The sequence below is a fragment of the Pseudomonas sp. Ors-4-3C genome, assembly GCF_055755035.1.
In genome coordinates this window covers 2,034,581-2,060,905 of sequence record NZ_CM146900.1, presented here as the reverse complement: position 1 = coordinate 2,060,905, position 26,325 = coordinate 2,034,581, and the positions used below count along the sequence as shown (strand labels likewise).

General features: G+C 58.6%; 22 protein-coding genes, 1 tRNA gene and 1 pseudogene. 10 read left to right on the top strand and 14 right to left on the bottom strand.

From position 1 onward, the window contains the following. Positions 1-7: 7 nt before the first annotated feature. The 7 genes and pseudogenes from ACVHNU_RS09200 to ACVHNU_RS09170 form a co-directional block, all read right to left on the bottom strand. Positions 8-1,606 carry a ShlB/FhaC/HecB family hemolysin secretion/activation protein gene (locus ACVHNU_RS09200; protein ID WP_003224459.1) on the bottom strand — a complete coding sequence of 533 codons (1,599 nt, stop codon included), beginning with the start codon at positions 1,604-1,606 and terminating at the stop codon, positions 8-10. Positions 1,607-1,679: 73 nt separating this feature from the next. Next, positions 1,680-2,291 (bottom strand): transposase, encoded by a 612-nt coding sequence (locus ACVHNU_RS09195; RefSeq protein WP_080593238.1) that lies wholly within the window; start codon positions 2,289-2,291, stop codon positions 1,680-1,682. Between the two features lie 272 nt (positions 2,292-2,563). Then, a pseudogene (locus ACVHNU_RS09190) lies at positions 2,564-2,907 on the bottom strand (DSD1 family PLP-dependent enzyme); the annotation flags it as partial. A gap of 205 nt (positions 2,908-3,112) precedes the next feature. Beyond that, entirely contained in the window at positions 3,113-3,511 is a 399-nt protein-coding gene (locus ACVHNU_RS09185; RefSeq protein ID WP_473019517.1) for a hypothetical protein, read from the bottom strand. A gap of 170 nt (positions 3,512-3,681) precedes the next feature. Then, positions 3,682-4,890, bottom strand: a complete 1,209-nt coding sequence (locus tag ACVHNU_RS09180; RefSeq protein WP_473020059.1) for a DSD1 family PLP-dependent enzyme — start codon at positions 4,888-4,890, stop codon at positions 3,682-3,684. A gap of 74 nt (positions 4,891-4,964) precedes the next feature. After that, positions 4,965-6,293 carry a D-arabinono-1,4-lactone oxidase gene (locus tag ACVHNU_RS09175; RefSeq protein WP_226501519.1) on the bottom strand — a complete coding sequence of 443 codons (1,329 nt, stop codon included), beginning with the start codon at positions 6,291-6,293 and terminating at the stop codon, positions 4,965-4,967. A 76-nt stretch (positions 6,294-6,369) separates the two neighbouring features. Further along, positions 6,370-6,732 carry a c-type cytochrome gene (locus ACVHNU_RS09170; RefSeq protein WP_400506390.1) on the bottom strand — a complete coding sequence of 121 codons (363 nt, stop codon included), beginning with the start codon at positions 6,730-6,732 and terminating at the stop codon, positions 6,370-6,372. A gap of 372 nt (positions 6,733-7,104) precedes the next feature. Between ACVHNU_RS09170 and ACVHNU_RS09165 the strand changes: the two genes are divergently transcribed. The 3 genes from ACVHNU_RS09165 (at position 7,105) to ACVHNU_RS09155 (ending at position 11,786) form a co-directional block, all read left to right on the top strand. Then, positions 7,105-8,730 (top strand): NADP-dependent glyceraldehyde-3-phosphate dehydrogenase, encoded by a 1,626-nt coding sequence (locus ACVHNU_RS09165; protein WP_473019516.1) that lies wholly within the window; start codon positions 7,105-7,107, stop codon positions 8,728-8,730. 46 nt (positions 8,731-8,776) lie between these two features. Next, a complete protein-coding gene (locus tag ACVHNU_RS09160; RefSeq protein WP_177434786.1) occupies positions 8,777-9,817 on the top strand; it encodes an FUSC family protein in 1,041 nt (346 codons plus the stop codon). 79 nt (positions 9,818-9,896) lie between these two features. Next, positions 9,897-11,786 (top strand): acyltransferase family protein, encoded by a 1,890-nt coding sequence (locus ACVHNU_RS09155; RefSeq protein ID WP_473019515.1) that lies wholly within the window; start codon positions 9,897-9,899, stop codon positions 11,784-11,786. Here the strand turns inward: ACVHNU_RS09155 and ACVHNU_RS09150 are convergent. Further along, a complete protein-coding gene (locus ACVHNU_RS09150) occupies positions 11,773-12,669 on the bottom strand; it encodes a DMT family transporter (RefSeq protein ID WP_473019514.1) in 897 nt (298 codons plus the stop codon). The two genes, ACVHNU_RS09155 and ACVHNU_RS09150, sit on opposite strands and share 14 nt — an antisense overlap. 150 nt (positions 12,670-12,819) lie before the next feature. Here ACVHNU_RS09150 and ACVHNU_RS09145 point away from each other — a divergent pair, with 150 nt between their 5' ends. Then, positions 12,820-13,257: an Lrp/AsnC family transcriptional regulator gene (locus ACVHNU_RS09145; RefSeq protein ID WP_007915449.1), complete on the top strand. Its 438-nt coding sequence runs from the start codon at positions 12,820-12,822 to the stop codon at positions 13,255-13,257. A gap of 58 nt (positions 13,258-13,315) precedes the next feature. Further along, positions 13,316-13,642 carry a YceK/YidQ family lipoprotein gene (locus ACVHNU_RS09140; protein ID WP_003224443.1) on the top strand — a complete coding sequence of 109 codons (327 nt, stop codon included), beginning with the start codon at positions 13,316-13,318 and terminating at the stop codon, positions 13,640-13,642. A 69-nt stretch (positions 13,643-13,711) separates the two neighbouring features. On the opposite strand, the gene ACVHNU_RS09135 is transcribed toward ACVHNU_RS09140, so the two are convergent. Beyond that, positions 13,712-14,383, bottom strand: a complete 672-nt coding sequence (locus ACVHNU_RS09135) for a Bax inhibitor-1/YccA family protein (protein ID WP_003224442.1) — start codon at positions 14,381-14,383, stop codon at positions 13,712-13,714. Positions 14,384-14,505: 122 nt separating this feature from the next. Between ACVHNU_RS09135 and ACVHNU_RS09130 the strand changes: the two genes are divergently transcribed. Both ACVHNU_RS09130 and ACVHNU_RS09125 read left to right on the top strand, forming a co-directional pair. After that, positions 14,506-14,593 (top strand) — tRNA-Ser (locus ACVHNU_RS09130). 210 nt (positions 14,594-14,803) lie between these two features. Then, positions 14,804-14,962, top strand: a complete 159-nt coding sequence (locus tag ACVHNU_RS09125) for a hypothetical protein (RefSeq protein ID WP_003224440.1) — start codon at positions 14,804-14,806, stop codon at positions 14,960-14,962. A 104-nt stretch (positions 14,963-15,066) separates the two neighbouring features. On the opposite strand, the gene ACVHNU_RS09120 is transcribed toward ACVHNU_RS09125, so the two are convergent. After that, positions 15,067-15,549, bottom strand: a complete 483-nt coding sequence (locus ACVHNU_RS09120; RefSeq protein ID WP_262142900.1) for a GNAT family N-acetyltransferase — start codon at positions 15,547-15,549, stop codon at positions 15,067-15,069. 613 nt (positions 15,550-16,162) lie between these two features. Here ACVHNU_RS09120 and ACVHNU_RS09115 point away from each other — a divergent pair. Next, positions 16,163-16,330, top strand: coding sequence for a hypothetical protein (locus tag ACVHNU_RS09115; protein WP_232324067.1), 168 nt, complete (start codon positions 16,163-16,165; stop codon positions 16,328-16,330). A gap of 83 nt (positions 16,331-16,413) precedes the next feature. On the opposite strand, the gene ACVHNU_RS09110 is transcribed toward ACVHNU_RS09115, so the two are convergent. Next, on the bottom strand, positions 16,414-16,689 hold the full coding sequence (locus tag ACVHNU_RS09110) for a hypothetical protein (protein ID WP_003224437.1): 276 nt from the start codon (positions 16,687-16,689) through the stop codon (positions 16,414-16,416). A 368-nt stretch (positions 16,690-17,057) separates the two neighbouring features. After that, on the bottom strand, positions 17,058-18,197 hold the full coding sequence (locus ACVHNU_RS09105) for an MFS transporter (protein ID WP_473019513.1): 1,140 nt from the start codon (positions 18,195-18,197) through the stop codon (positions 17,058-17,060). A gap of 98 nt (positions 18,198-18,295) precedes the next feature. Between ACVHNU_RS09105 and ACVHNU_RS09100 the strand changes: the two genes are divergently transcribed. Together ACVHNU_RS09100 and ACVHNU_RS09095 are read left to right on the top strand one after the other, a co-directional pair. Continuing rightward, positions 18,296-19,069, top strand: coding sequence for an AraC family transcriptional regulator (locus ACVHNU_RS09100; RefSeq protein ID WP_473019512.1), 774 nt, complete (start codon positions 18,296-18,298; stop codon positions 19,067-19,069). A gap of 275 nt (positions 19,070-19,344) precedes the next feature. Further along, on the top strand, positions 19,345-19,596 hold the full coding sequence (locus ACVHNU_RS09095) for a hypothetical protein (protein WP_003224431.1): 252 nt from the start codon (positions 19,345-19,347) through the stop codon (positions 19,594-19,596). 45 nt (positions 19,597-19,641) lie between these two features. On the opposite strand, the gene ACVHNU_RS09090 is transcribed toward ACVHNU_RS09095, so the two are convergent. Then, the gene (locus ACVHNU_RS09090) at positions 19,642-19,971 is read right to left on the bottom strand and encodes a hypothetical protein (protein WP_003224429.1); all 330 of its coding nucleotides are present in this window, start codon (positions 19,969-19,971) and stop codon (positions 19,642-19,644) included. A gap of 129 nt (positions 19,972-20,100) precedes the next feature. Next, positions 20,101-26,184, bottom strand: a complete 6,084-nt coding sequence (locus tag ACVHNU_RS09085; protein WP_473019511.1) for a hypothetical protein — start codon at positions 26,182-26,184, stop codon at positions 20,101-20,103. Positions 26,185-26,325: the final 141 nt, after the last annotated feature.

Genomic DNA, 26,325 nt, shown 5'->3' with positions numbered 1-26,325 from the left:
TGCTCCTTTAGAAAGTGGCTTGAAGGTTGAAGTGCAGGCGCGATTCCTGCTTCGAGGTGTTCGGCCCTTCGAGTAGCGGGTAGCCCCAGTCGAGGCTGCCGGACAGCCATTTGCTGAGGCTGGCACGGGTGCCGAGGCCGACGCTGGCCAGGGCGTAACTGGCGTCCTGGTCCGGCAGTTCGTCGCGCAGGTACAGTTGCGCGCCTTCGGCAAAAGCGTAGAAGCGCCATTCCTGCATCCAGCTGCCGGCGTATTTCGCCAGCGACGGCGTGCGCAGTTCCTGACTGAGCAGCACGCCGTCATCACCCGTGCGCTCGGCCGCCAGATAGCCGCGCACCGAGGTCGCGCCGCCAGCGGAAAACTGTTCGTTGGAGACCAGTGGCCCCGACGCCAGCTGGAACGCGCCTTTGCTCGCGCTCTGCCAGTCGTTGTCGAAAGTCCAGGTGAAATTGCTGTCGCCCTTGAGCACGGCGAAACTCGGGTTGGCGCGGTAGCGTTTGTAGTCGAAGTCTTCGTCGGAACTGCCGTAACCAAAAATGCTGCGGGTGGCTGCGACCAGGCTCAGGCCGAGTCCAAGCTGACTTTTTTCGGTGTAGCGGAAGCCGTTGTAGGCGAAGGTGAACGGCGCGTATTTCAGCGGCACCTTGTCGCTCTCGCCGGACAGGGTCAGGCGTTCGTCGAAGTCCTTGAAGTCGATACCGGCCGACAGCGAGTTCGACCAACTGCCACTGGACGGCAGCGTGTAGATCGCCGACACCCCGTAGGAATGGCCCTTGCCCAGCACGTTGCTGCCGCCGATGGTGGCGACATTGCTGTCGGACTGATAACCGGAGAACTGCACACTCCAGCGCTCGGTCAATGGCGCGGTGTAGGAGCCCGACCAGACCTTGGCGTTGTCGGTGTCTTGCGGCGCGGTGAAGAATGTCAGGTTGATGCTGTGGCCGAGCTGCCACAGGTTGTTGTAGCCGAGGCTGGTCACGGCGCGGAGCTTTTCGGTGTCGGCGCTGTAGTCGTTGTTGAGGCCGATGCTGCCGGTCCAGGGGTTCTGGTCTTCGACCTGCAAATCGACGTCCATGGTGCCGGGGCGTTGACCTTCGCGCACCAGCGGCATGACCTGGCGGCCCGGGGTTTTATTGAGCTGCGCCAGTTCGCCCTGAACCTTGGCGAAGTCCGGCACCTCACCTTCTTTCAGGGCCGGGACGTTGTCGCGGATGTCCAGCGGCGAATAGTGTTTGGCACCGACCACGCGGACCCGGCCGACCTTGGTTTCGCTGACTTGCAGATAGACGATGCCATCCGCCACCGCTTGCTCCGGCAGTTCGACGAACACCGATTGGTAGCCGCGCTCCTGATAGGCCTTCTGCAAGGCATCGCGGGCGCCTTCGATGTCGCTCATGGCTTTCTGCGGGCCGAGAAACGGGTACACCGCTTCTTCGATGGCCCTGGCGTCGAGCACGGTGTTGCCGCGCACGAAGTATTCGTTGACGTCCACCAGACGTTGCGGCGCAGCGGCTTCGGCAGCCTCTTCGGCGAATGCCGGTTGCGCGCCGGCCGTCACCAGCAGCCAGCCCCACAGCGCCAGCCGTGACGTGAAAATCTGATCCACACTACCCCCTGAATTCGCGATGACCTGTTGGCGCTGTTGCACGCCTTGTGTGTTGCATCAATGGCTGGCGCGGCTAATTGCTGACGTGCGCGGCACCGCTGTGCTTGCCGAGCCAGGTATGCAACAGCGCGAAGTTCAAGGAGAACTCGGGCATTTGCAGCAAGGCACCGCAGAACACTTCGCCGATGATTTTCTGAATGAGCTGCACCGCACGCGGGTTGTTGAGGAGCGTGGCGATGTCGCGACTGAGGACGTTGAAGCTCCAGACTTTCTGGTTCAGGCCAAGACCGACGAACCAGCGGAACAGCAGGTTGTAATTGAGCTGTTCATACAGTTGCTGCTCGCTGGGCACCGAATACAGCAGTTGCAGGAGCAGGATGTGCATGACGGTTTGCGCGGGGATGAGCATGCCGGGCTCGGCATTGAGTTCGTGCAGCAGGTCTTGATGGGCATCGAGCAAGTCGTCGATCTGCGGGCGCAGCAATACCAGCGAATGGCCTGGCGGAATGTAGCTGGAGACCTCTTTCAAGGCACCCTGCCAGTCATCCTGCGACACGATCCAGACCCACGGCGCACCGTAGCGATACACCGAAACCGGCTTCTTGCGCGCCGCTTCGACGATCTTCGACAGGCGCTGATCGAGTTCCTGCATGCCCACTTTCGAGTAGCGTTCCATAGTCCCCATTGCCTCACTCCCGGCGTCCCGCCTCGGCTTGTGAAAAGCGCCCCGTTGGGCCCCTCAAGCGCGTTACATAGGCATGACCGGACTGGCTATGTGCTACCGAACTTTTGTCATAAAAGCTTCATTACAGAAATTGATCGGGATTTGACAGACAACATAAAACCCTGTGGGAGCGAGCCTGCTCGCGAATGCGGTGTGCCAGTCAAATAGATGCTGACTGACAGGACGCCTTCGCGAGCAAGCCCGCTCCCACAAGGGGATTTGGTGTTTTTGGGTCAGGTGTAGACCGGCCAAGTGTCGACAATCTTGCCGCCACGCACCGCCAGCAGATCACCGAATTGCAGGAGGACGGCCTCGGTCTGGGTGGGTCGCAGGAACACTTGATCCTCGACGGTCAGGCCCACGGCATTCGAACCGTTGACCATCTCCTGATTCGAACTGCGGCCGTACACACCGTTGCTTCGCAGCCCCGCCGGGGATTCGAACTCGGCCATCCAGTTGCCGCCGTAGATGAAAAAGGTCTGGCGCTGATTGGCGTCCCACCACAGAACAACTTCGACTTGTCATCCAGCGCCGGGATGTTCACCGCGCCCGTACTCTTCAGCATGGGTATAGCGATTTACTGCCCCAATTGCTTTACTCCGGTTGTCCCGCCTCGAATTCTGAAGAGCGCCCTGTTGCGCCGCTCAAGCGCGTTACTGGCGACGTACTACTGAACGTTTGCCACGAAAGTCTTATTAATGATTTAGAGGAAAACGAATAGACGCAAAAAAACATGAGATCGAACTATGTTCAGTCCCATGTTTTTTGGATGATGCAGAGAATCAATTCTCCAGTCTAAACTGGCCATTGGAGAGTCTGACTTCTTTAGGTCCTGCCGGATCACTGTCGGCATCGGCAGTCATTTCAATATTGAATGTTCCATTGATTGCCACCACCCCAGCATTGATGGTGGCCGTCAGGGAGCCAGACTTCACGGTATATTTAAACTTGTAATCATCACTCTTGGAGACATATTTAATCACGGGCAATTGTTCATTTTTGAAGGTTTCTGTTCCCACAAACTTCTTGATCCTCATAGATAACGAAGTGTGAGACTTGACACCAATAGACTGGCCTACAACCACTTCAAAAAAATTGCCGTCTTCCCTAAGAGCGAGCTCATTGGCTTGAAAACTTCCATGTGCGTTGGTTTCGAAACTGAATTTACCGGTAGTCGCCATTTGCATCACCTATTCGTCAAAAGATTTATGAAGAACGGCTAAAGGCAAAACTTATCCCTTCAACTACAACGCCGTGAGCAAATTATTGCGCGCACCGTAAGCGCACCGTCTACTGTAAAACCTGACAGTAGACAACCCCGGATATCGGTAGCACGCTTTGCGATTTAGTTTCAGGTGTAAACCGGCCAGGTGTCGACAATTTTGCCGCCACGCACCGCCAGCAGATCACCGAATTGCAGGAGGACGGCTTCAGTCTGGGTCGGACGCAGGAACACTTGATCTTCGATGGTCAAGCCAACGGCGTTGGAGCCGTTGACCATCTCCTGATTCGAGCTGCGTCCGTACACACCATTGCTCTGTAACCCCGGCGGCGATTCGAACTCGGCCATCCAGTTGCCGCCGTAGATGAAATAGGTCTGGCGCTGATTGGTGTCCCACCAGGAGAACAGCCGCGACTTGTCATCCAGCGCCGGAATGTTCACCGCCCCTGTACTCTTCAACACAGGCGTGGCGATGTAGGTCGCCGGCACGTGATCGACCAGCGACGGCAGGTCGTAGTGCGTCGGCTTGAGCATCGCCGTGCCCACCGAAACCTCGGTGCTCATCTGCTCGTTTTCATGGATGCGGTAACTCGGGCTGCCGGCGGTGTTCAGGCACAGGTTGTCATTCCACAACGTCGGATACTGCTGGCGGGTGAAATCCACGCAGCGCTGATAAATCACCATGACCTTGGCGAACAGTTCCTCGGGCGAACCGAGAATCCCCGGTACGCCCATGCCCACGAACGGGTCGTAACCCATGAACCCGGCGAACTGCAGATGCTGCGGATTGGCGCTGATCAGCGTGAGCATCTGCCCCAACACATTCACATCACTGACCCCGCCGCGATGCAGGCCGACATCCAGCTCGATGTTGATGCGCATCCGCGTGCCCAGCCCCTGCGCCAGCGCGAGGTATTGCTGCAGGCGCTCAGGCCCGTCGAGCAGCCATTGCAGTTGCCTGGAAGGATCGAACGAGCCTTTGTGGTTTTGATAAAACAGCTCGGCTGAACGCACCGGCAACGGCTTGCCGAGCAGAATGTCGGACTGCGGAAACGTGACCGCATCGTGATTGAGAAACGGCTGGTGAAACGACATGAGTTTTTGCGTCCCGGCCCGTTGCGCGATGTAGCTCAACAGCCCCGGCGACGGCAGGGACTTTTCCACCAGACGCAATTGCTTGCCGCCGCGTTTGACCGACTGCATCACCACGTCGATGTTGTGATCGAGGCGATCCAGATCGATCAACAGCACCGGGCGCATCGGGCCTTTGTCTTTCAGTTCATTATTCAGCGCGCGGAAATATTCACTGTACGGCGCACCTCGATCACCCGGTCGCAGCCAGGCGCCCACGCCCACCAGTAAAGCGCCGACACCCAATGTGCCGAGCATGAAATTGCGTCGATTGACCGCCATCAGCTCACCCCCAGAATTGACGACAGATGCGCATTGAGAAAGCGTCCGCTCGGATCCAGCGCCTGACGCACCTCGACAAACTCGCGCCAGCGCGGATACAGCGGCTGCAACGTGCGGGCATTGAGCGTATGCAACTTGCCCCAATGCGGGCGGCCGTTGTACTTCCAGAAAATCGGCTCGACCGCCGCGAAAAAGTTGTGGTGATCCATCTGATAGTGCTGGTGCACCGAGATCGAACAGCTGTCGCGACCCTCGAACATGCTCAGCGGAATATCGTCGGCTTTCACGTAGCGATACTCGATGGGAAACCAGGTGCGCAGGTCTTTGTCACGAATCAGTTTGAGGATCTCGCGCAGGCACGCCGGGCCGTGTTCGGCAGGCACCGAGTATTCCATTTCGTTGAAGCGCACGGTGCGCACGTTGGCGTAGATGTCGAACGAATCACCGACCCGATCATCGAAATTCGCCAGATGCCGGAGGCTGTTGAGCAGCGTGCTGCGCAGCTCAGGGAAATCGCTGCCATATTTGTCGATCTTCTCGATCAGGGTCACGAACTCGTTGCCGCCCTCCTCTTCGGGCGGGATTGGCGGGGTGGCCGGGTCGCTGGTTTCGTTGAGGGCGATAGACAAGGCGTAATCGGAATGGGTGACCACGAGCATTTCCCAGTGCTGATTTTCGCGGGTGTTTTTGTCGAGGTCTTCCAGCAACTCTTCGGTCCTGGCGATCCATTGACGCTCGCGCAGGCGATAGGCCGGGCGATTTTGCAGGCGGATTTTCGTCGCCACGCCCAGTGCGCCGAGGGACACCCGCGCAGCGTTGAACACCTCGGGATGGCGCTGGCTGTCACAGTCCAGCACCTCACCATTGGCCGTCACCAATTGCATGCCGCAGACGTGGGCGGAATAGGACTGAAAGGTTTTGCCGGTGCCGTGGGTCGAGGTGGAAATCGCCCCGGCGAGGGTCTGATAGTCGATGTCGGCCATGTTTTGCAGCGCCTGGCCGACGTCCTTCAGCGGCACGCCCATGCGCGACATCGGCGTGCCGGCAGCGAATTCGGCCTGCAGGGTTTTCGGGTCATGATCGAGCAGCCCGGTGAAGTAGCTCAGCGACAGCAGCGTGCCGTCGGTAGGCACCAGCGCACTGAACGAATGCGCCGAACCGACTGGGCGGATTTTGCCCTGGGCCTGGCGAATCGCAGCGCTCAGTTCATCGAGATTCTTCGGCGCCAACCGCGCCGCCGGCAGGCAACTCTGCCCGCCCGACCAGTTGCGCCAGGGAATCAGTCGCGGTGCGCGCATCAATTGCCCCAGCGCGGGATTGGCCGCCAGCGCACTGAATGCGCCGACGATGCTTGCCCGCTGCAACAACTGCCGGCGTGTCAGATCCATGCTCATGCGCGCACCCTTATTGTGGGAGGGGCTGGTCGGCCATGAAGCCGATCAGTTGCAGGAATTGTTCTTCCGAACACTCGACGCACTGGCCCATCGGCGGCATACCGTTGTAGCCGTTGATGGCGTGGTCGAGCAGCGTGTCGGCGCCCTGCTGGATACGCGGTTCCCAGGCTTTACGGTCACCGGTCAATGGTGCGTTGGCGGCCGGATTGGCGTGACACAGCTGGCAGCTGTTGGTGTAGATCTGTGCCAGTGCCGGGTCGGAGGGGGTGGCGTTGCTCGCAACACGATGGGTGGCTGGAGGTTTGGCGTCATCGCCGCAGCCAGGCAGCGCAATCGCCAGCGCCAGCAAAAAGGTCAATCGCAATGCCCGCATAACGATCCTCGCGTGGGATGCCGTTTATTGTTGTGAGCCCACCTTAAGGCAGCGGCGCCAGCGGGTTGAGGGCATTGCGGGACAGTGAGGGGAACTTCGGGGGCCAGCAGAAAATGTTCAAACCATACGATTCAACTGTGGGAGCGGGCTTGCTCGCGAATGCGGTGTGTCAGCCATAAGGATGTCAGTTGAAAGGACGCATTCGCGAGCAAGCCCGCTCCCACATTGGATTTCATAAACCAGTCAGAGCTCTGTTCCGCATCTCTGCGTGACATTCGCGTGACATTGGCGGGTTTAAATGTCGGCGCATTCAGGCGTATAACCTGTAAAGACTTTTTGATCTGTATACGGACATCAATACGGGGTAGCGACATGACCACAGCAAATATCCTTGGCAATCTGTACCCTTCTGTCAGCGACATCCCGGAAAAATACCGCCTCGACGGTCAGGTCGAGCAACGCGAATACCTCGTCGATGGCGAACTGCGGCGCTGGGACGGCCCGCTCGCACAAGTGCGTAGCCCGGTCTACATCCATGGCGAAAGCGGCGATGAACAAGTGATCCTCGGCAGCACGCCACTGCTCGACGCCGACACCGCCCTCACCGCCCTCGACGCCGCCGTGCGCGCCTACGATCGCGGTCAGGGCCAGTGGCCGACCATGCGCGTGGCCGAACGGATCCAGCACGTCGAAGCGTTCCTCGGGCGTATGCGCCAGCAGCGCGAAGCCGTGGTCAAGCTGCTGATGTGGGAGATCGGCAAGAACCTCAAGGACTCGGAAAAAGAGTTCGACCGCACCTGCGACTACATCGTCGACACCATCAACGCGCTGAAGGAACTCGACCGCCGCTCCAGCCGTTTCGAACTGGAGCAGGACACCCTCGGCCAGATCCGCCGCGTGCCGCTCGGCGTCGCACTGTGCATGGGCCCTTACAACTATCCGCTGAACGAAACCTTCACCACGCTGATTCCGGCGCTGATCATGGGCAACACCGTGGTGTTCAAACCGGCCAAGCTCGGCGTGCTGCTGATCCGCCCCCTGCTCGAGGCGTTCCGCGACAGTTTCCCGACTGGCGTGATCAACGTGATCTACGGCAGCGGCCGCGAGACGGTCAGCGCGCTGATGGCCAGCGGCAAGATCGACATCTTCGCCTTCATCGGCACCAACAAGGCCGCCAGCGACCTGAAGAAACTGCACCCGAAACCGCACCGTTTGCGCGCCGCGCTGGGTCTGGATGCGAAGAACCCCGGCATCGTCTTGCCGGAAGTCGATCTGGACAACGCAGTCAGCGAAGCGGTCACCGGTTCGCTGTCGTTCAACGGCCAGCGCTGCACCGCGCTGAAGATCCTGTTTGTGCACGAGGACGTGGTCGACGCCTTCATCGAAAAATTCAACGCCAAACTCGCCACGCTCAAGCCGGGCATGCCGTGGGACAGCGGCGTGGCACTGACGCCGCTGCCGGAGTCGGGCAAGGTCGACTACCTGCACGGTCTGGTAGCCGATGCGCAGAGCAAGGGTGCACAAGTGGTCAACCCGAACGGCGGCGAGAGTCGTGAGTCGTTCTTCTACCCAGCCGTGCTGTACCCGGTGACGCCGCAGATGCGCGTGTACAACGAAGAACAATTCGGCCCGGTGGTGCCAATCGTTCCGTATCGCCATCTCGATACCGTGATCGATTACGTGCTGGAATCGGACTTCGGCCAGCAACTGAGCCTGTTCGGCACCAACCCGGTGGCAATTGGCCGACTGGTCGACACTTTTGCCAACCAGGTCGGGCGGATCAACCTCAACGCCCAGTGCCAGCGCGGGCCGGACACCTACCCGTTCAACGGGCGCAAGAACTCCGCCGAGGGCACGCTTTCGGTACACGATGCGCTGCGGGTGTTTTCGATCCGCACACTGGTAGCGACCAAGTTCCAGGACAGCAACAAGGATCTGATCAGCGAAATCATTCGCGGCCGCGATTCGAGCTTCCTGACCACCGACTACATCTTCTGACGAGGACTTTGCACTGAGCACCTTCAGCACCCACCGACTGCCACCGCTGCTGCGGCGAATCCTGCGTCCGTTGCTGGACCCCTACCGCCGCTACCAGCACGCCCGAGTGATTCACGCGGTGCGGGTAGCACTGGGGCTGCTGGCGACCATTCTGCTGACCACCGGCATCAACCTGCCCCACGGCGAGTGGGCTTCGGTGACCATGCTGGTGGTGATCGGCGGTCTGCAACACCACGGCAACATCGGCAAGAAAGCCGCCGAGCGCGCCACCGGCACCCTGATCGGTGCCGGCGTCGGTCTGCTGCTGGTGGCCCAACAGGCATGGCTCGGCATGCCGTGGCTGACCTACTTTGCGATGGCCGTGGTCTGCGGATTCTTCTCCTATCACGCCATCGGCAAGGGCGGTTACACCGCCCTGCTTTCGGCAATTACCGTCTTCATCGTCGCCGGACATGGCGACAACCCGATCACCGACGGCTTGTGGCGCGGCGTCGACATCCTGATCGGCATCGCCCTGGCCCTGGCGTTCTCCTTCGCCCTGCCGCTGTACGCGGTGTATTCGTGGCGCTACAACCTGGCCGATGCCTTGCGCGACTGCGCCACGTTGTACGGACGAATCATCAGCGGCCAACCGGTCAGCGCCGATGAACATCTGAAGCTGATGGGCCGGGTGACCACGGTGATGGTGCAACTGCGCTCGCTGATGCCTTCAGTGTCCAAGGAAGTGAAGATTTCCATGACCGAACTGGACGCGATTCAGCGCAACCTGCGAATGTGCGTCAGTACTCTGGAAATTCTCGGCAACACCCGCCCCGATGCCAACGACCCTGAAGCCATGGCGCACCTGCAATCGGCGCTGCGGGCCGAGCACCGGGTGATCCGCGTGCAACTGATCGGCATGGCCCGGGCCTTGAAGTCCGGGGCGGCGCAACGCCTGGCGCGCCCGCTGGAGCTACCGGACGCCAGCCTCGACACACCGGTCTACAGCACGCTGGACGGTTACCGCTTGCTGACCCGACAACTGGCGGCGAACATCGGCGAGTTGCGTCAGCGTCTGGCAATGACCGCGCCGCGCTGGAACATCTGAGTCAGCGGAAAAATCCATGTAACAAAGCAGACATCATCATTACAATGCGCCGCAAAATGGATGTGACATGGACGCATAAATGCAATTCAGGAAAAGTATCAACGCCCTCAGGGCACTGGCTGTGCTCGCGGTCGTGCTGTTTCATTTCAAGGTGCCAGGGTTTGAGGGCGGATTCGTCGGGGTAGACGTGTTCTTCGTCATTTCCGGGTTCCTGATGACCGGCATCATCTTCAATGGCGTGCAACAACAGAACTTTTCCCTCCTCGGTTTCTACGCCTCCCGCGCCCGACGCATCATTCCTGCCTTGCTGACCCTGTGCGTCGCGTTGCTGGTCTTTGGCTACGTCTATCTGCCGCTGGACGATTTGCGCGAAACCATCCGCACGATCAAGAGCAGCCTGCTGTTCAGTTCGAACTTCAGCTTCGCCCAAAGCGGTAATTACTTCGCTGCGCCGCTGCATGAAAACTGGTTGCTGCACACCTGGTCGCTGTCGGTCGAGTGGCAGTTCTACATGCTCTATCCCGTGTTGATCATGGGATTGCACAGATTCTTCGGTACCGGCAAGACCCGCTTGGCCCTGGTCGCCCTGGCACTGATCTCACTCGCGGCATCCGTCGTTGTGACACGCCTCAACCCGGCGTTTGCGTTCTACATGCTGCCCACCCGCGCGTGGGAAATGATCGCTGGCGGGCTGGTCTTTCTGTTTCCCCTGCGGCTCAGCCAGCGCGGCGGCGCGATTTGTGAAGGACTCGGACTGTTGGCGATTGGCATCAGCGTGCTGTTTTTTTCTGAAGCTGATGTGTGGCCGGGCTACCTTGCACTGGTGCCGGTACTGGGGACGATGCTGGTGATTCACGGCAACACCCGGTCCGCGTTCAGCAGCCATCCTGCGCTGCAATTTGTCGGGAGCATTTCCTACTCGGTGTACCTGTGGCATTGGCCGCTGGTGGTGCTGCTGTACCTGTGCGGACTGTTGAACAGTTGGCCGCACGTGATCGGCGCAATGATCGCGTCGTTCGCAATGGGCGCCCTGTCCTACTACCTGGTTGAATCCAAGGTGAAGAAAGGTACGACCGCCACACGAACGGTGATCAAGTTCGCGTCGCTGACAGTGGGCGTGGTTGCCGTGTCGGCGGTGACGTCTTCGCTGGTCAAGGACCACCCCGACTGGCGCCCGGCGCTGGTCGAGCTCGGCCAGCCGGAATACACCAGCAAGCTGTATCCGCAGGAGTGCTACCCGAACGAATTCGGGGCGGCGGATTGCAAACTGGGTACCGGCGAGGTTTCGGTGATTCTGTATGGCGACAGTCACGCGCAATCGACCGCTGCGGCGGTGCAGATGAATAACCCTCAAGCGGCGCTGTCTTGGGCACGGGGCGGTTGCCCGACCCTGGGGTACTTCGCCATGCACGACAAGACCGTCGAAAGCCAGTGCCGGGGCTTCAATCGGGAAAAGCTGCAACAACTGAAAACTGAATATTCCGGAATCCCGGTGGTGCTGTTCAGCCGCGCGGCGCTGTACGCGGACTCGGGTCGGGAAAACAGCTACCGGATTTCCTTTCCCGAGCGGCAGGCCTCGTTTGCCGACGCGTATACCGAAGAGTACGTCAGCACGGTGTGTTCGATCGCTGAAAACCATCCGGTGTATATCGTCAAACCGATCCCGGAAATGCCCTTCAGCGTCTACAAGGGCCTGAATCTGAACCAGCGATTGTTCCGGCAAACCACGGATATTTCCCTGCCATTACAGACATATGAGAAGCGCAACCGCATCGCCATCGCGACGATCGAAGCCGCCGCCAGCCGCTGCAACGCGACGGTGATCGACCCGACGCCGTACCTGTGCCCCAACGGCAACTGCATGGGGTCCAGGGACGGCGTGCCGTTGTACTTCGATGACAACCATCTGGTGGATGCCGGCAATCAGCAGCTAAAAGGCCTGTTCAAGGATCTGATCAAACCGATTTGAGCTGACGCCGGGTTTTCAGGCCCCAGCCCTGTTGCATGCCGGCGGCGGCCAGCAGAATTGCCGCCACACCGAGCCATTGCAGGGTTTCCAGGCGATGGCCGAAGGCGAACCAGTCGACGAAAATCGCCGCAATCGGGTAGATGAAGGACAGCGCGCCGGTCAGTGCCGTTGGCAGTTTCTGGATCGCACCGTACAGCAGCACATACATCAGGCCCGTGTGGACAACGCCCAGCGTCACCAGACTGGCCCATGCTCCGCTGGTTTGCGGCAGGCCGTTGAAGTGCGCGAACGGCGCGAGCAGCAGCACCCCGGTGCAGACCTGGATCAGGGCGATCAGATGCGGCGGCGTGCCGGTCAAACGCTTGATGATCAGCGCCGCTATCGCGTAGAGCAACGCCGCGCCCAATGCCAGCGCAATCCCCAGCAGATACTCGCCACCGCCCTCACCCTGCCCGCCATGGGCGCTGACGATCGCCAACATGCCGAGAAAGGAAATCGCCAGCCAGAACAGTTTCTGCAGGGTGATTTTCTCGCCGAGAAACAACGCCGCCAAGCCGACCAGCATGAACGGCTGCACGTTGTATACCGCCGTCCCGATGGCAATCGAGGCCCGGGAATACGAGCCAAACAACAACACCCAGTTGCCGACAATCGCCACACCGCTGAGTACCGCGAGGAGGAACGTGGTGCGGGTCAGAATACCCGGGCGCAAGAAGCCGAACGCCGCACAAATCAACAGCAAGGTGCCGGCGCCGAACACGCAACGCCAAAACACCACGTCCAGCACCGGCTGCCCGGATACCAGCACGAGCCAGCCGATGGTTCCGGAAATCAGCATCGCGGCGGTCATCTCGAACGAGCCGCGACGGGTTGTTGTGTCCATCATTAATCTCCCTTGGCGTTTGACGAAAGCGTGGCAAAAGTATGCCAAGCCGACCGCGCACGCCTCCAGCGTAAAAAGCAGGCTAAACTGGATTTCTGCCTTCTTTATCGCGGGTGGTTTCCTTCAAATGCCTAATCCCGGAGTTGCCCCATGACCGACGATATCGACCAGATCCTCATCAGCGCCCTGATGGAAGACTCGCGCCGCTCGCTCAAGGCGTTGGCGCAGATCAGCGGCCTGTCGTCGCCCAGCGTGGCCGAGCGGTTACGCCGGCTGGAAGAGCGTGGCGTGCTCAAGGGCTATACGGTCGAAATCGATCCCAAATGCTTCGGTTATCAACTGCAGGCGATCGTCCGGGTGCGACCGCTGCCGGGGCAATTGCAGGAAGTGGAACGGCAGATCCTGTCGATCCCGGAGTTCACCGAGTGCGACAAGGTCACCGGCGAAGATTGTTTTATCGCGCGCCTGCACGTGCGCTCGATGGAGCAACTGGACACCCTGCTCGACCGGCTCAATACACTGGCTGAAACCAACACCGCGATCGTCAAGAAAACCCCGGTCAAACGTCGATTGCCGCCGATGGCATGAGTGCGTTTTGCGCGTATTCGGCGTAGATTGAGGTTTTTCCGACGAAGGATTGGCGGCGATGAATATTCAGGCAGTGATGCTGATGGCATTGGTGCTCAGCGGGTGCGGCACGGTGCAGACCGTTGTGAGCAGTGACCAGAAGACCGCTGAGCGTCTCAGGAACGAGAAAACCTACTGCGGTGCGGTACCGCGGATCTACAGCGGCGTGACCTACGACTTCTGCCTGATGCATGCCGAACTGAAGGATGGCGTTGATGCGTTCGACTACAAGAACGCCAACCCCGGCGTGCTGATCGATGCCGCCGCATCCGGCGTACTCGACACTCTGTTGTTGCCCTACACCCTCTACAAGCAGCAGGCGGACGGCAGCATTGTGATCAACTGATCGCGCTTGTATTTTCGCAGACAACAAAAAACCCGCCGAAGCGGGTTTTTCGTTATTTCACAACAGCGATCAGTCGTCGCGGCTCATGATGCCGAAGATCTGCAACAAGCTGATGAACAGGTTGTAGATCGATACATACAGGCTGATGGTCGCCATGATGTAGTTGCGCTCGCCACCGTGGATGATCGCGCTGGTCTGGAACAGAATGCAGACCGACGAGAACAGCACGAAACCGGCGCTGATCGCCAGTTGCAAACCGCTGATCTGGAAGAACATGCCCGCCAGCGTTGCACCCAGCAACACGAAGAAACCGGCGGTGATGAAACCACCGAGGAAGCTCATGTCCTTGCGGGTGATCAGCACGTAGGCCGACAGACCACCAAACACCAGCGCAGTCATCGCAAATGCCGAGCTGACCACTTCAGCGCCGCCCTGCATGCCCAGGTAACGGTTAAGGATCGGGCCAAGCAGGAAACCCATGAAACCGGTCAGTGCAAATGCAGACACCAGGCCCCACGCGGAATCACGGAGTTTGTTGGTAAGGAAGAACAGCCCGTAAAAGCCAATCAGCACCACGAAAATATTCGGGTAGCCGACGCGCATCTGCTGAGCCACGAAAGCCATCACACCGCTGAATGCGAGGGTGAGCGCCAGTAAGCCGTAAGTGTTGCGCAGGACGCGGCTAACCTCTAGCTGCTCAGCCTGCACGCTGTTGTGAACTGCGTAATCCTGTTCGCGCATGGCGACACTCCTGTTGGTTTGAAACGTTCAGTCGCAAAGATCATAACAGACGCTCTGTAACAAGCCATGCACAGAGTTTGACAGTGTGTTTCATTCAGGTATTATGGCGCCCGCAACGCAACGGAGGTGTGGCCGAGTGGTTTAAGGCAACGGTCTTGAAAACCGTCGACTGTAACAGGTCCATGAGTTCGAATCCCATCGCCTCCGCCATATTTGATACGACAAAGCCCTGATTATTCAGGGCTTTGTCGTATCTGGCGTTTATGAAAACTTCTGCCTTTCGGTATGTGTTCCATAACTTTTGTGGACGCGTTCCATAACTCGAGCGATTTTTCCCCTCTCCGGCGCCGTGCCAATCGTTAAAACACTCTTCATGTAACACGGTGCTGCGCTCATTCCTTGGCCGCCAAGGAAACCAAAATGCCCAACTCCGACCTGCTCCCTTCCCTGCTCTTCAAGATCAACGAAAACCAACTCGCCCTCGAAGCCGCCATCATGGAGCTGTCCAACTGGGTCGAGCAGCGCGGATCGGCAGATGTCGCCGAGAACGTGCGCGGCGCACTCTGGACGATCGACTAGAACGAGGAGTTCATCAAGATGACCTTGGCCGTTTTGATGGCGCCCGAGTGAGCGCTATCGGCCCAGAGTGTGTAAAAACGTACCTTGAGGTGCATCACATCCAGCTAGCAATCTGAGCCAACCGCCGGAACGCTCTGACGAACATAATAATTGTCGAATTCACTGCTTTCGACAAATTGAAAGCCATGGCGGATATAAAAGCGATTCGAAGCGCTTTCTTTGAGAGCTCCAACTTTAATAGGGAGCGCAGCCTCATCCGCCACTTTGAAAATCTGAGTGAGAACAACAGAGCCTATACCTGATCCTTGCGCGCTCGGTCTCACATACAAATGATCGAGCAAGAGTTCATTGTGGTGATGCTTGACCACTACAAAACCAACCTTCTCTCCAGATACCTCGATGTAGTGTGTGTTGCGAGCTTCAAAACCGCTAAGAAATCGCTCGCGCGCGCGCACCGGATCAAATCGCCCAACACGCTCCAGACTTTCGCGCATGGCCTCAATTCGAATGGCTACAAGATTGTCCAAGTCGCTTTGTTGAGCTAGGACCAAAACGACTGGGGAATTTTGATTGGGTGTGATGGGCATATTTTGCGCTCTATTTACCATCCTGGAAGGCCAGTATAGAGAGCCTGATCTGTGGGGCCCAGTTTGGCTTCACCGTTGAGTTAAGACTGAGTGGCACCTATTTTTCTAAATGTCGCAACAGGCTGCTTTTGGCCGATCTCTACAGTAACTCCCTCCCCCTTCAAAGTCAGCCGCTATAGCGGCAAGGACGAAGTCATGTCTGAACAAAAGCCAATAATCATGTACGACGCTCCGGAAGCGGCCGCCTCAAAACGGTAACCGGCTGGGTTTCCGCTGACGGTCGCTTTTCGGCGCCGACGAAAACCTTGCCCGCTACTGCGGAGCCACCCACCGCCGCTGCGAAGCGAACCCGGATCACGATATCTACGAAGTGAACGGCTACTGCAAAGCGTGCCACCACGCTCGGCGCCAAGCAAAATTCGCGGCGATGCCAGTAAAAGAATGGGCCGGCGAACCTCTGGTCATCTTCGATAGTGATCGGTACATCTTCGATTAAGACGATCTGCGCGACTACCTAGTCGACAGCGATATCGATCTGGCCGACCTGCAGCTCTGCATCTGCGAACCAAACTACCCCAGTCAAATCGAACCGGCGAACCACTTCTGCGACGACTTGCCAAAGGACAGCGAGATCCGCGACGACCAGTTGCTCGCGGCGTTCAATCTGCTGAACGAGATAATCCGCCAGTCCGAGCCCTTGTCGTGGTCGGAAGGCAAGTACGCCGCGCAGCTCCCGCAATCGCTCATTGATGAAATTGCGGCTGCTCGGGTGACGCCATGATCGCCACCCTCTGGTTCGCCTACGTCTTTATCTACAAGGGGCCGAGACCATGGCTGTAAAGTCCAGCCAACGCGAAGCCTCCGTCACTTTCTTGGAAATAGCCATCTCAGAGCGACCGAAAGAGCCGCTGCCATGAAGGAGCCAGCAATGTTCAAAGATGAGTGAATCACACTGAGAAATTCACCGAAGGTCGCCGTCTCCGGATCAGCTTTCATGAGAAACAATATAATGAAGCCGAGATAACAGCCTAGAGCACACCCTAAAAATGCCTTCATTTCAGAGCGGGCAAAAGCTATGAAGCGTTGAGTTAACAAAGCACCGCTGTGGGCAGCGCTTCTTAGCGACTCGTTGAAATTCATAGACTGGTTCCTTCCATTGACTGTTGGCTGAACAATAGTAAATCAACGTAAACCAAACCCCAATCTCCCTACATGCCTGAGGCTGTCTTCAAAAGGCAGCTTTCGGCAGAAGCAGTCATTGAATAGATGGATTTAAATCAAGGCGGAATACTTTATGCGGCCGAAGGCTGGCATCAAGAGTTAGATCCGGGTAAAGAAATCTGATTTAGGATCACGATCAAACTCAAGACGCGTGGCTGTTTGGGCTTAGAGAAGATTGCCAGGATTTGACTCGTCGCTACGTTTTGGCGGCATCCATCGCGGCGTATCCGTCCGGTGATCACCGGGCGATGCAACAGATTGGTCAAATCGTTCAACGAGTGCTGCGATCAACGTCTGATGGCCGTTGGAAGGCGTGCAAGCCCTAGCAATATCGCCAGCAAGGCACAGATCAACAGCGTCAGCCCAAAAGCCTGGCACCAGGCTGCCAAGGTCAAGCCGGCGCCGATCACCAAGTAATACAACAAACCGAACAGCGCCCCTGCCGTGCCGAGGCAATCGCGATAAGCAGCCAATGCCGCCCCCAGCACATTCGGAATCGCCATACCGAAAGCCATCACCACCAACAACATCGGCAGAATGAACAGCCAGCTTTCCTGCAGCATCATTACCAGAACGCTGCCTGACAACGCCACGCCTCCGGCGACCAGGACCAATTGCTCACTGTTCACTCCCCGCTTGAGCAATCCTTTGTTCAACCACGCTCCCAACCCTGACCCCAGCGCCAATAGCACACCACTATAGCCAAACTGTTCACCGGACAAACCCAGTCGCTCGAAGATGAACGGTCCCAGGCTGTAGTAACTTGACATCGCAATGTTGAATACCGCCACCAACCCGACCGAGCGCCATATGGCCCAATCCTTGAGCATTAAGCTTAAGGTGCCGAACAAAGGCGCAGTCGGGAGTGAAGCCGGGCGAGTTTCAGGCAATGCCCAGAGGCACCAGGCCCACAACACCAGCGCCAGCAACAGCAGGCAAGTGAGCATGCCGCGATAGCCGAAAAAGTGAACCAGGCTAGCCCCGGTAAACAATCCGATTGCAGGACTGGCTGCCAGAGCAATGCCCATTAGCGAAAACACTTGAGCCAGTTCAACGCCACTGAATCGATCACGCAGGACAGTTTGCGTCACCACCGACCCCACTGCTGCACCGAAAGCGGCCAGTGACTGGGCAATCAACAACCCGCCAAAGGAGCTGACGCTCAAGGCCAGACAGGAGGCCCCACCGTATAGGGCCAGCCCGGACAGCATGATCGGACGCCGTCCGAATCGGTCGCACAGCCGCCCCCACACCACCACACCCAAAGCGAAGGCCAGAAAATACACGGAGAGAATTTGCCCTGCCGCTTGGGGACTTACTGCAAACGCCTGCACGATATCCGAGAGCGCGGGACTATAGAGCGCTTGGGCAAGCTGAGGAAACATCAACAGCACCACCGCCAGCACCAGCAGATTTTTCAGATTCATTGAAAGGGACTTCCCAGGGAAACAGGGAAGGATTTTAAAGAGACGTCAACGGCGTATTATCTAAACTACGACAACTTATCAATCAAATCGGACAATTTATGGCTTGGCTACCTGCCAATGCGCCTTTCGATCCTGACAAGTTCAAAGCCCCGGTAATCGGTATCGGAGCGCTTCTTGGCAATCATGATTCGGGGGTTCACCAACACCAACGTGGCCAGCTACTGTTCACTCAACAGGGCTGCACTCGTATCACCCTGGTCAATCAGTTGTGCCTGTTGCCACCGACCCGAGCGGCCTGGATTCCCAGTGGTGTAGCGCACCGTGCTGTGATGCAACAGACCGTCGACTACCGGTCGGTGTACGTTAGCCAGGCGTTGGCTGCGCAGTTGCCCGAGAAAGTTCGAGTAATCGAAGTCAGTGCCCTGCTGAGGGCCGTATTGGAGGCGATGTGTTTGGCCCCTTTCGAGACCGAGTGGGAACACGGCAAATATGCTCATTTGCTTGGGCTGTGCCTGGTCGAAATCAACGAAGCCACCGAGCAACCGACACTGCTGCCACTCCCCCGAGACAAACGACTGACGCCGTTGCTGAAGAACCTTGAGCAACTACCACCCGAGTTACAGGTACTACAGCGGCAGGTAGGTGCCAGTAGCAAGACCATCAGTCGAATCTTCCTGCGAGAAACCGGCATGGGTTATCAGCAATGGCGTCAGCAATGGCGACTGATGCGCGCTATCGAATTGCTCGCCACTGATCACAGCATCGCCTTCTGCGCCTATGAGTTGGATTTCGCCAGCGAAAGTGCGTTGATCGCCTTCTTCAAGGGCATGACCGGCACCACGCCACGGGGTTATTTCAAGGAAAGCCTTTAACTTGAGGGGGCATTTTCGAAATATCTCTCGTCGGGCAATTTACCGGGATCAATCAGTTGCAACCCTGGAGGCCTTTGCTCCCGTAAAATCGGCAGCCAAGCGCTCAAAATCGGCTCTTCAGGGATTGCCCTGAAAATGTATGTGGCATAGGTAAGCACTGCCCCCTAAGTATTGAATAGCTAGACAAACATCACTCACCGTACTATCGGTGTTTTCCAGCCAAAGTGCTTCATCGTAGTATTTGGCTCGAGACTTCTTCTCATAAGGTGACGTCCATGAAAGCTAATGAACTTCTTCCAGACCACGCCGACTCACGCGAAATTAACGGGGTGGTTGTGCGCAAGGGAACGGTTGGTGCATTTTTGATCAACGCGAAAGTCTGGCTTGATTCCTCCTCGGATTCGACGCAGCACCAACAGGCGGAACGCGACATGGTCGAGTCGCTGCCTGCCCTGCGGGCGCTTGGTTTTCTTGACGTATTTGCAGCCCGCGATCCGGCGTTGCAAAAGCTGATCGATTCCGTTTGACCGCACAGTTCAAGATTCCGGTTTGTTTGCCCTCTAGTAAGCGGTTCAGCACGTTGACATCGCGAACGTAATAAACCCCGTGGTCAGCGTGGTGAAAATCAATCCGAAAAAGAACAAGCCGTCGGCGATTCTTTCCAATAGGTGGTTGCGCTTGGTTCCTCGAGTGCGTAACGCCCAATAGGCGATCAGGCAAGTCATCAGGTAAATGATCGCATTGATCGCCAACATGCTCTGCCCCATCACATCTTCCTGGCGAGTATTGATGACCACCCGCAGGATTCCGACCACCGTCAGGCACACCCCGACCATCGCGCCGGACGAGTTGAAGATGTGGATGCAAATATCGTCATCAAGTTTGGTGCGCCGTTCACTCATTGTGTCAACTCATCTATTGCGAAAAAAAATTGCCCGCATTGATACTGTTCTTGATCATTTTTTCAGCCCCTTATCGATTCGACTGGTCGGGACTCCACCGTCAAAATGCGGTGGAGTCCGACTCGCTCATCAGAAAAAGTGAGTGAACCGAATGGCGCCTTCACCCATGCGGTAACCATCCCCGGACTGCCCGGTGTAGTCGAGCCGTACTTCGGAATGCGCGCTGACCTTGAGATCGACACCCGCGTTGTACTGATTCAGTTGGTGAGGCGTGGCCATTTCGCTGTTGAACGACTGCACACTTTCGCCGGAGCCGATCAGGCGCATATCCGTGTTCCAGTTATCGCCGCTGTAGAACGCCTTGCCCACGGCCACCGAAGGTTTCACTTCAGCACCGTTGCTAAAGCGCAGGTGTTCACCGATTTCCACCATCGGTGATGCCGAGAAGATCGTACCGTTGCCAGCGTTCACTCGCAGGCCGAGCACTCCGGCATCGGACTCCTGGAAGCCATCGGTATGGATATTGATCGCATGCACATCGACGTAGGGTTTCACATACCAGCTGCCTCCATCGACCAGATAAGAAGTGCGCGAATGCAGGCCAATGTTGTAGGCATCGAACGAGCCCTTGGCGTCGAGGTTCTGATTACCGACTTGCAAGTGCCGTGTTGACTGGTACTTGCCTTGCGCCGCATCGAGAGCACCACTGAAAGTCCACTGGCCGATCTCGCGTTTGACCACTGCGCCGAGGCTTACCCCATTGTCGGTGACACTGCCGACGCCGCTGGAGGCCGACTCACTGCCGTCGTTATAGGCCATCGATCCGCCGACCCACCAGCCGTCCGCAAGCTCGTGCTGACCGCCCACTTGCACCACATGCTCGTTGACGCGATAGGAGTCGTCGCTGCCGTTGACATGGGTGTTCTGATCATCGGCCCGGGTCCAGACACAGTCGTGTTCATGCTTGTCCGAGTTGAAGTCGCGCTCATCAGGGCACGTGTTCATCCGATCAACGAACGACTCACTGGCGGTCAACCGTGCAACGCCAACCATTTGTAGCGATTCGGCACTCAGGCCGGACAGCGCCGCACTGTATTGTTGCGGGTTTTTCACCTGGTCCAGTGCGCTGTAGAGCGGTGCCAGCGCCGTCACGCCACTGTCGAAGTTGGCCTGCAAATGGTTCGCCAGTTGCTGCGCGTTGCGGCTCAGGCCAGCTGAGTGGGCGGCGCTTGAGAACTGCGCATCGGGTGTTACCGAAAGCGTGTTGTCGGCCAGTTGCGACTTATAGCTATACAGATAGTTGGAGTCATCCTGGACAGCCAGATTATCTACAGTCAGTCCTTTGGTCGCGGAGATGACTTGTTGGGTTGATGAAGCCATGGTCACGGGTGCGACTTTCAGCGTGCCGCTCAGATTCGCTGTCCCTTCGACGACCAGTGTCGACGCCTGTCCGCCAGCGAAATCAATGTGGCTGAGCAATGTTCCGGTGCTGGCAAGATTGCCTTTGATCATCGTGTCGGGGGTAAAAATGTTGCCGGCCTGCAGACCGCTGCCAACCACCAATGTGCCCGGGTTCACAATCGAACCGATGTAACTGACGCCCCCCAGTACGGGAGCCCAAGTACCATCGTTCGCCAGCGCCCCGCTTCCCAGATTCAGCGAGCCATTGAGTGTGCCACCTGCGCTATTGTTTACGTTGACCTCATTACGCTGTGCAACCACCGCATAGGAATCACTGCCAATCTGCCCGCTGTTGGTCACCGTGTTGCTGGTCGCATTGCTGTTGATGACAATGGCATTGGAGTGACTACTGTTAACCGTACCGCTCACATCTACATTTACCGGGTTAGCCGATGGCGCAGAGCTGTCGGCGTTGACGAAAATAGCCGGAGAGTTGATCCCAGTAGTCGTCACCGCCCCCTCGACCTTCACTGTGACAGGCCCGGAAGTGCCCAGCCCTCCGGCGGTGCCCATATAGAGCACGCCATCGCTGGCGACCAGGCCGCCGCCGCCGCCAACACTTTGAGCAAAAATGCCGGTCGCGTTGCTGCCGGTTGTCGCAACGCTGCTGTTGGCCTTTACGTCGACCTGCACCGCACCGCCATCGCCCGTGCTACCCAGATTGAACAGACTGCGATTTTGCGGTGTGAAGGCGCCGACCGCACTACCCGTAGTCGAGAGATCGCCTGCCAGCAATCCACTACCCCCAACGCTCTGGGCAATGACGCCAAAGGCTCCGGCACCACTGGTGAAAACATCGCCCAGCACATTGACGCTGCTGGATTGCCCGTTGCCGGACAGTCCATTGGCGACGGTGAAATAGTCTTTTCCGCCCGTGGCTGCGGCACGTACCCAGCCGCCACCACCTCCGATGCTTTGCGCGACGATGCCATGCGCATCAAGGCCACTGGTCTGGACATTCTGCGCCATGACCAGCACCGGGCCTCCGTCGCCGCAAGTCGCTACGGTGCCACCGCAAGCCTCTACCGCCGATTTTCCGGCCATCTGGAAGCCGCTCATCTGCAAACCACCGGTGCTGACGGCGCCCCCGGTTTGCGGGTTGGTTCCAGTGTCATTCAGGGTCACCAAACCGCCGCCACCGCCAATGCTCATGGCGGCGATCCCAGCGGCGTAACTGCCGGTAGTGGAGACGAATGTCGCCGGACCTCCCGTCAGGGAGGGCATGCTGTAAACGGCCACGGCCTGGCCATTACCCGTGGCACCGGCATTACCGCCCAACTCGACGTTGAGTGTCTGCACCTGATTGGTCGCCCCCGGAATGCTGGTGGTGGTAAAGCCGCCCGTGCCGCCGCCACCGCCGATGCTTGCCGCGAAAATACCCAGCGAAGCACTACCCTCGGTCTGTATGTTGCCTTGGTTGATGACACTGACTTCGCCACCGCTGCCGGCGCTGCCCCCCTGTCCACCCACAGCGATGGTGGCGTTAAGTTTGCTCAGATCAGTGCTGGAGTTATTCGAAGCGGCCACCATCCCGCCGCTGCCGCCACCGCCACCGATACTCATGGCGTCGATGCCGTCGGACATCGGGCCCAACGTGTGGATCGCACCTGTCGCGGCGTTGGTGACGTTGACTTCTTTGCCGTCGCCACCCGCGCCACCCTTGCCGGCGAAACCGCCGCCGATATTGAGCGTGACGCTCAAATCGCCACCGCCGTCGCCACTGGCCGGCGGCTTGGCGCCGTTGGTACTGTTGTCCTTGTAGTAACCCTTGATCAGGTCGACTACGTTCTGCACACCTTTGTCGAACAACCCACTGGCACTGGGTACAAAGCCCATCGTGTTGTTGCTGTAAGTGGTGACGACGCTTGGCAGTGAGTTCTGCAAATACTTGAAGAGTTGAGTCTGAGGATCATCGCCACCGCCCGTGGAGGCATTACCGCCCGAACCGCCACCACCGCCGACACTTTGTGCATAGATAGCCGCCGCGTCACCGCCGCCAGTGACGATGGTCCCGGCATTATTCACAGTGACCGTGCCGCCGTTATTGCCGCTGCCGCCATTGCCGCCGACCGCGACCCTGGCGTTGAGCGTGCCGGAACTGCCGTTGGCCACTCCGCCGCTGCCGTTGCCGCCACCACCGCCAATGCTTTGCGCAAAGATGCCGCGGGATCCGTCGGCCATGGTGATGATCGCGCCCGTCTGGGCGTTACTGACATTGACGTTGCCGCCAGTATCGCCTGTGCCTCCGCCGCCACCGATGCCCAGTTCCAGTTCGCCGGCCTTCTTGCTGTCATTGTCGGCGTACTGCGAGGTGTCGCTGCTGCCTACGCCACCGTTACCGCCACCACCGCCGATGCTTTGCGCAATGATCGCATCACTGTCGCGGGCCATGGTCCAGATCAGGCCGTTATTGTTGGCCGTCGCCGTACCGCCGCTGCCACCACCGGCACCATCGCCGCCGATGGCCAGATTGATGTTGAGCGTCGATCCCTTGGTGCTCAGTTGGGTTGAATGGGAGTCGCCACCGTTGCCGCCACCTCCGCCAATACTTTGCACCTGCAGGCCATGGGAACCGGCACCGTTGGTGACGATCGAGAAGTCATTGGTACCGGTGACATTTCCGCCATCACCACCCGCGCCGCCCTTGCCACCCACGGAAAGGTTGAAGTCCAGCGAGGGAGCTTCCGAGCTGTTGATCAACTGATAGGCCGCCGCCTTGCTGGCGCCGCCATTGCCGCCACCGCCCCCCACGCTCAACACTTGCAAGCCAAAGGCATCGCTGCCCTGAGTCAGGATCTGGCCATCATTGAGCGCCAATACGTCACCAGCATTGCCGCCCTTGCTGCCATCGCCGCCCACGGCCAGAGTCACATCCACCTGCGCCCCGGCCTCGAGTGAGCTGGCGGAGCCACCATTACCACCGCCACCGCCTACGGCCATGGCCTGCATACCAATGGAGTGCGCGCCCGAGGTCTGAATCACGCCGTTGTTGGCGGCAGACACTTGCAGCGTCCCACGCTGCCCCGCGGACCCGCCGCTGCCACCCTTGCCACCAATAGTCATGGCGAATGCACCACCCACTGTCGACGAAGCGTTCCCTCCGGAACCGCCGCCGCCGCCGACACTGATTGCCGAAATGCCATCCGAGCGATCACCGCTGGTGACAATCACCGCACCGGGCAACAACTTGCCATTGGCATCATCAAAATCGCCGTTTTGTACGGTAACGGTTCCACCGGTACCGCCAATCTCACCGTTGCCACCGACGGCGAATCCGGCAATTACGCTGCCAGTACTGACATCGCCACCGGCGCCGCCACCCCCGCCGATGCTCTGCGCGACGATGCCGCTGGCGTCATTGCCGGTGGTGGTGATCGTGGTTTGCGAGGCATCGCCGGAAGTACTCGAGAATGTTTGAACGGAGACGTTCGAGCCGTTACCGCCTTGCGCACCATTACCACCCTTGGCTTTGAACGGCGAGCCAGCGCTCGCTCCGTCACCACCGGACCCACCGATACTCTGTGCCAGAATGGCCGGCGCCGTGTAACCCGTGGTGCTGACATTGATATCGCCCAGGGTCACTTGTACCGCCCCGCCAGATCCCGCCGCCCCGCCAGGCCCGGCGATGGCGGTGGCACCTTCTGCGGTGCCGCCCATTCCGCCGTCGCCACCAAAGGATTGCGCCGCAACTGCTGCACTGAGGAAAGACGTTTCGAAACTGTTGCCCAGGGGAAGATTTACGATCTCACCCTGCCCGGAGATCGGTGAGCCAAGGGCGGAAATCCTCCAGCCGGGATTGTGTGCCTCTCCAGTGATATTGGCGGTAACGCTACCGCCATTCCCCCCCGTACCGCCAACACCACCATGGGCTGTACCACCACTGGCGTCGGCTGACGACCCTGCGCTGCCCTGTCCACCTTGGCTTAGCAAGACAATGCCCGAGCCGCCGGAGACGAACGAGGCGGTACGGGAAACCAGTGAAACCGCGCCACCATTGCCGCCGTTACCGCCGGCACGGCCATTCGCATCGCCGACCGTTTTTATCGTTTGGCCAGAGCCGGAGTAGTCGGGATTGGAGTCGGCACCGTCTCCACCGGTCGAGGTCACCAGTAACGCGGTGGCACCGGGCTTGTTGGCACTCGCACCTTGAAGACTGACGATGCTGCCAGCTAGATTGACATCTACATCGCCACCATTACCCCCGGATCCAGCCGTACCGGCGATACCTTCAGCGGCATTAAAACCGCCCCCATAGCCGCCTTGCCCGCCGGTGCTTTGCACCGCTACTGCCGCAGGACCGGTGGTCGAACTGGTGACTTGCGAGCCTTGGCTCATGGTCAATGACAACGTCCCGGGTGTACCGCCCAAACCGCCTGCACCCGCAGCAGGCCCGCTGTTGCCGCCCTCGGTGCCATTGCCGGTACCGCCCGCGCCACCGGTTACGCTGAGGCCAAGCGTCGGAGCCGCGCCACTATCGGTGAGCGTGGTGCCGCCGTTGATCTGCACCACTAGTCCTGGGCCGGTCGGTGCCGGGCTACCGTCCTGAGGATTTTTGTCATCGCCGGTACCGGCGGCACCGGACTGCCCCGTCTGATTATTGGTGTAGGCGCCCTGTTGACCGGTCGGCAGTACGACGGTCTGAGCCAATGCAGGCGTTGCCTGCAACATGACGCTCAGCACCACCGCCAGTGGCGTCAGGACGAACGGATTCAAGCCGGGCAGCCGGGAGCCGCCAACATAATTCGGGGACATTGAAGTTTACCTTGGAGGGCCCGTGAAATTGGGCTGAGGCGTCCATGATAGGAATCAGCGCGAGTTTTTTGGACTCGCTTTCCCCAAGGTCTGAATCAAGCCAAAAAAACCTTTTTAATCAGTTATTTAACTAGTATTCGG

Coding starts and splice junctions, on each gene's coding strand:
- ACVHNU_RS09195 (WP_080593238.1), bottom strand. CDS start 2,291: ATGGGGACTATGGAACGCTACTCGAAAGTGGGCATGCAGGAACTCGAT.
- ACVHNU_RS09185 (WP_473019517.1), bottom strand. CDS start 3,511: ATGGCGACTACCGGTAAATTCAGTTTCGAAACCAACGCACATGGAAGT.
- ACVHNU_RS09170 (WP_400506390.1), bottom strand. CDS start 6,732: ATGCGGGCATTGCGATTGACCTTTTTGCTGGCGCTGGCGATTGCGCTG.
- ACVHNU_RS09165 (WP_473019516.1), top strand. CDS start 7,105: ATGACCACAGCAAATATCCTTGGCAATCTGTACCCTTCTGTCAGCGAC.
- ACVHNU_RS09155 (WP_473019515.1), top strand. CDS start 9,897: ATGCAATTCAGGAAAAGTATCAACGCCCTCAGGGCACTGGCTGTGCTC.
- ACVHNU_RS09150 (WP_473019514.1), bottom strand. CDS start 12,669: ATGGACACAACAACCCGTCGCGGCTCGTTCGAGATGACCGCCGCGATG.
- ACVHNU_RS09145 (WP_007915449.1), top strand. CDS start 12,820: ATGACCGACGATATCGACCAGATCCTCATCAGCGCCCTGATGGAAGAC.
- ACVHNU_RS09140 (WP_003224443.1), top strand. CDS start 13,316: ATGAATATTCAGGCAGTGATGCTGATGGCATTGGTGCTCAGCGGGTGC.
- ACVHNU_RS09135 (WP_003224442.1), bottom strand. CDS start 14,383: ATGCGCGAACAGGATTACGCAGTTCACAACAGCGTGCAGGCTGAGCAG.
- ACVHNU_RS09125 (WP_003224440.1), top strand. CDS start 14,804: ATGCCCAACTCCGACCTGCTCCCTTCCCTGCTCTTCAAGATCAACGAA.
- ACVHNU_RS09120 (WP_262142900.1), bottom strand. CDS start 15,549: ATGCCCATCACACCCAATCAAAATTCCCCAGTCGTTTTGGTCCTAGCT.
- ACVHNU_RS09110 (WP_003224437.1), bottom strand. CDS start 16,689: ATGAATTTCAACGAGTCGCTAAGAAGCGCTGCCCACAGCGGTGCTTTG.
- ACVHNU_RS09105 (WP_473019513.1), bottom strand. CDS start 18,197: ATGAATCTGAAAAATCTGCTGGTGCTGGCGGTGGTGCTGTTGATGTTT.
- ACVHNU_RS09100 (WP_473019512.1), top strand. CDS start 18,296: ATGGCTTGGCTACCTGCCAATGCGCCTTTCGATCCTGACAAGTTCAAA.
- ACVHNU_RS09095 (WP_003224431.1), top strand. CDS start 19,345: ATGAAAGCTAATGAACTTCTTCCAGACCACGCCGACTCACGCGAAATT.
- ACVHNU_RS09090 (WP_003224429.1), bottom strand. CDS start 19,971: ATGAGTGAACGGCGCACCAAACTTGATGACGATATTTGCATCCACATC.
- ACVHNU_RS09085 (WP_473019511.1), bottom strand. CDS start 26,184: ATGTCCCCGAATTATGTTGGCGGCTCCCGGCTGCCCGGCTTGAATCCG.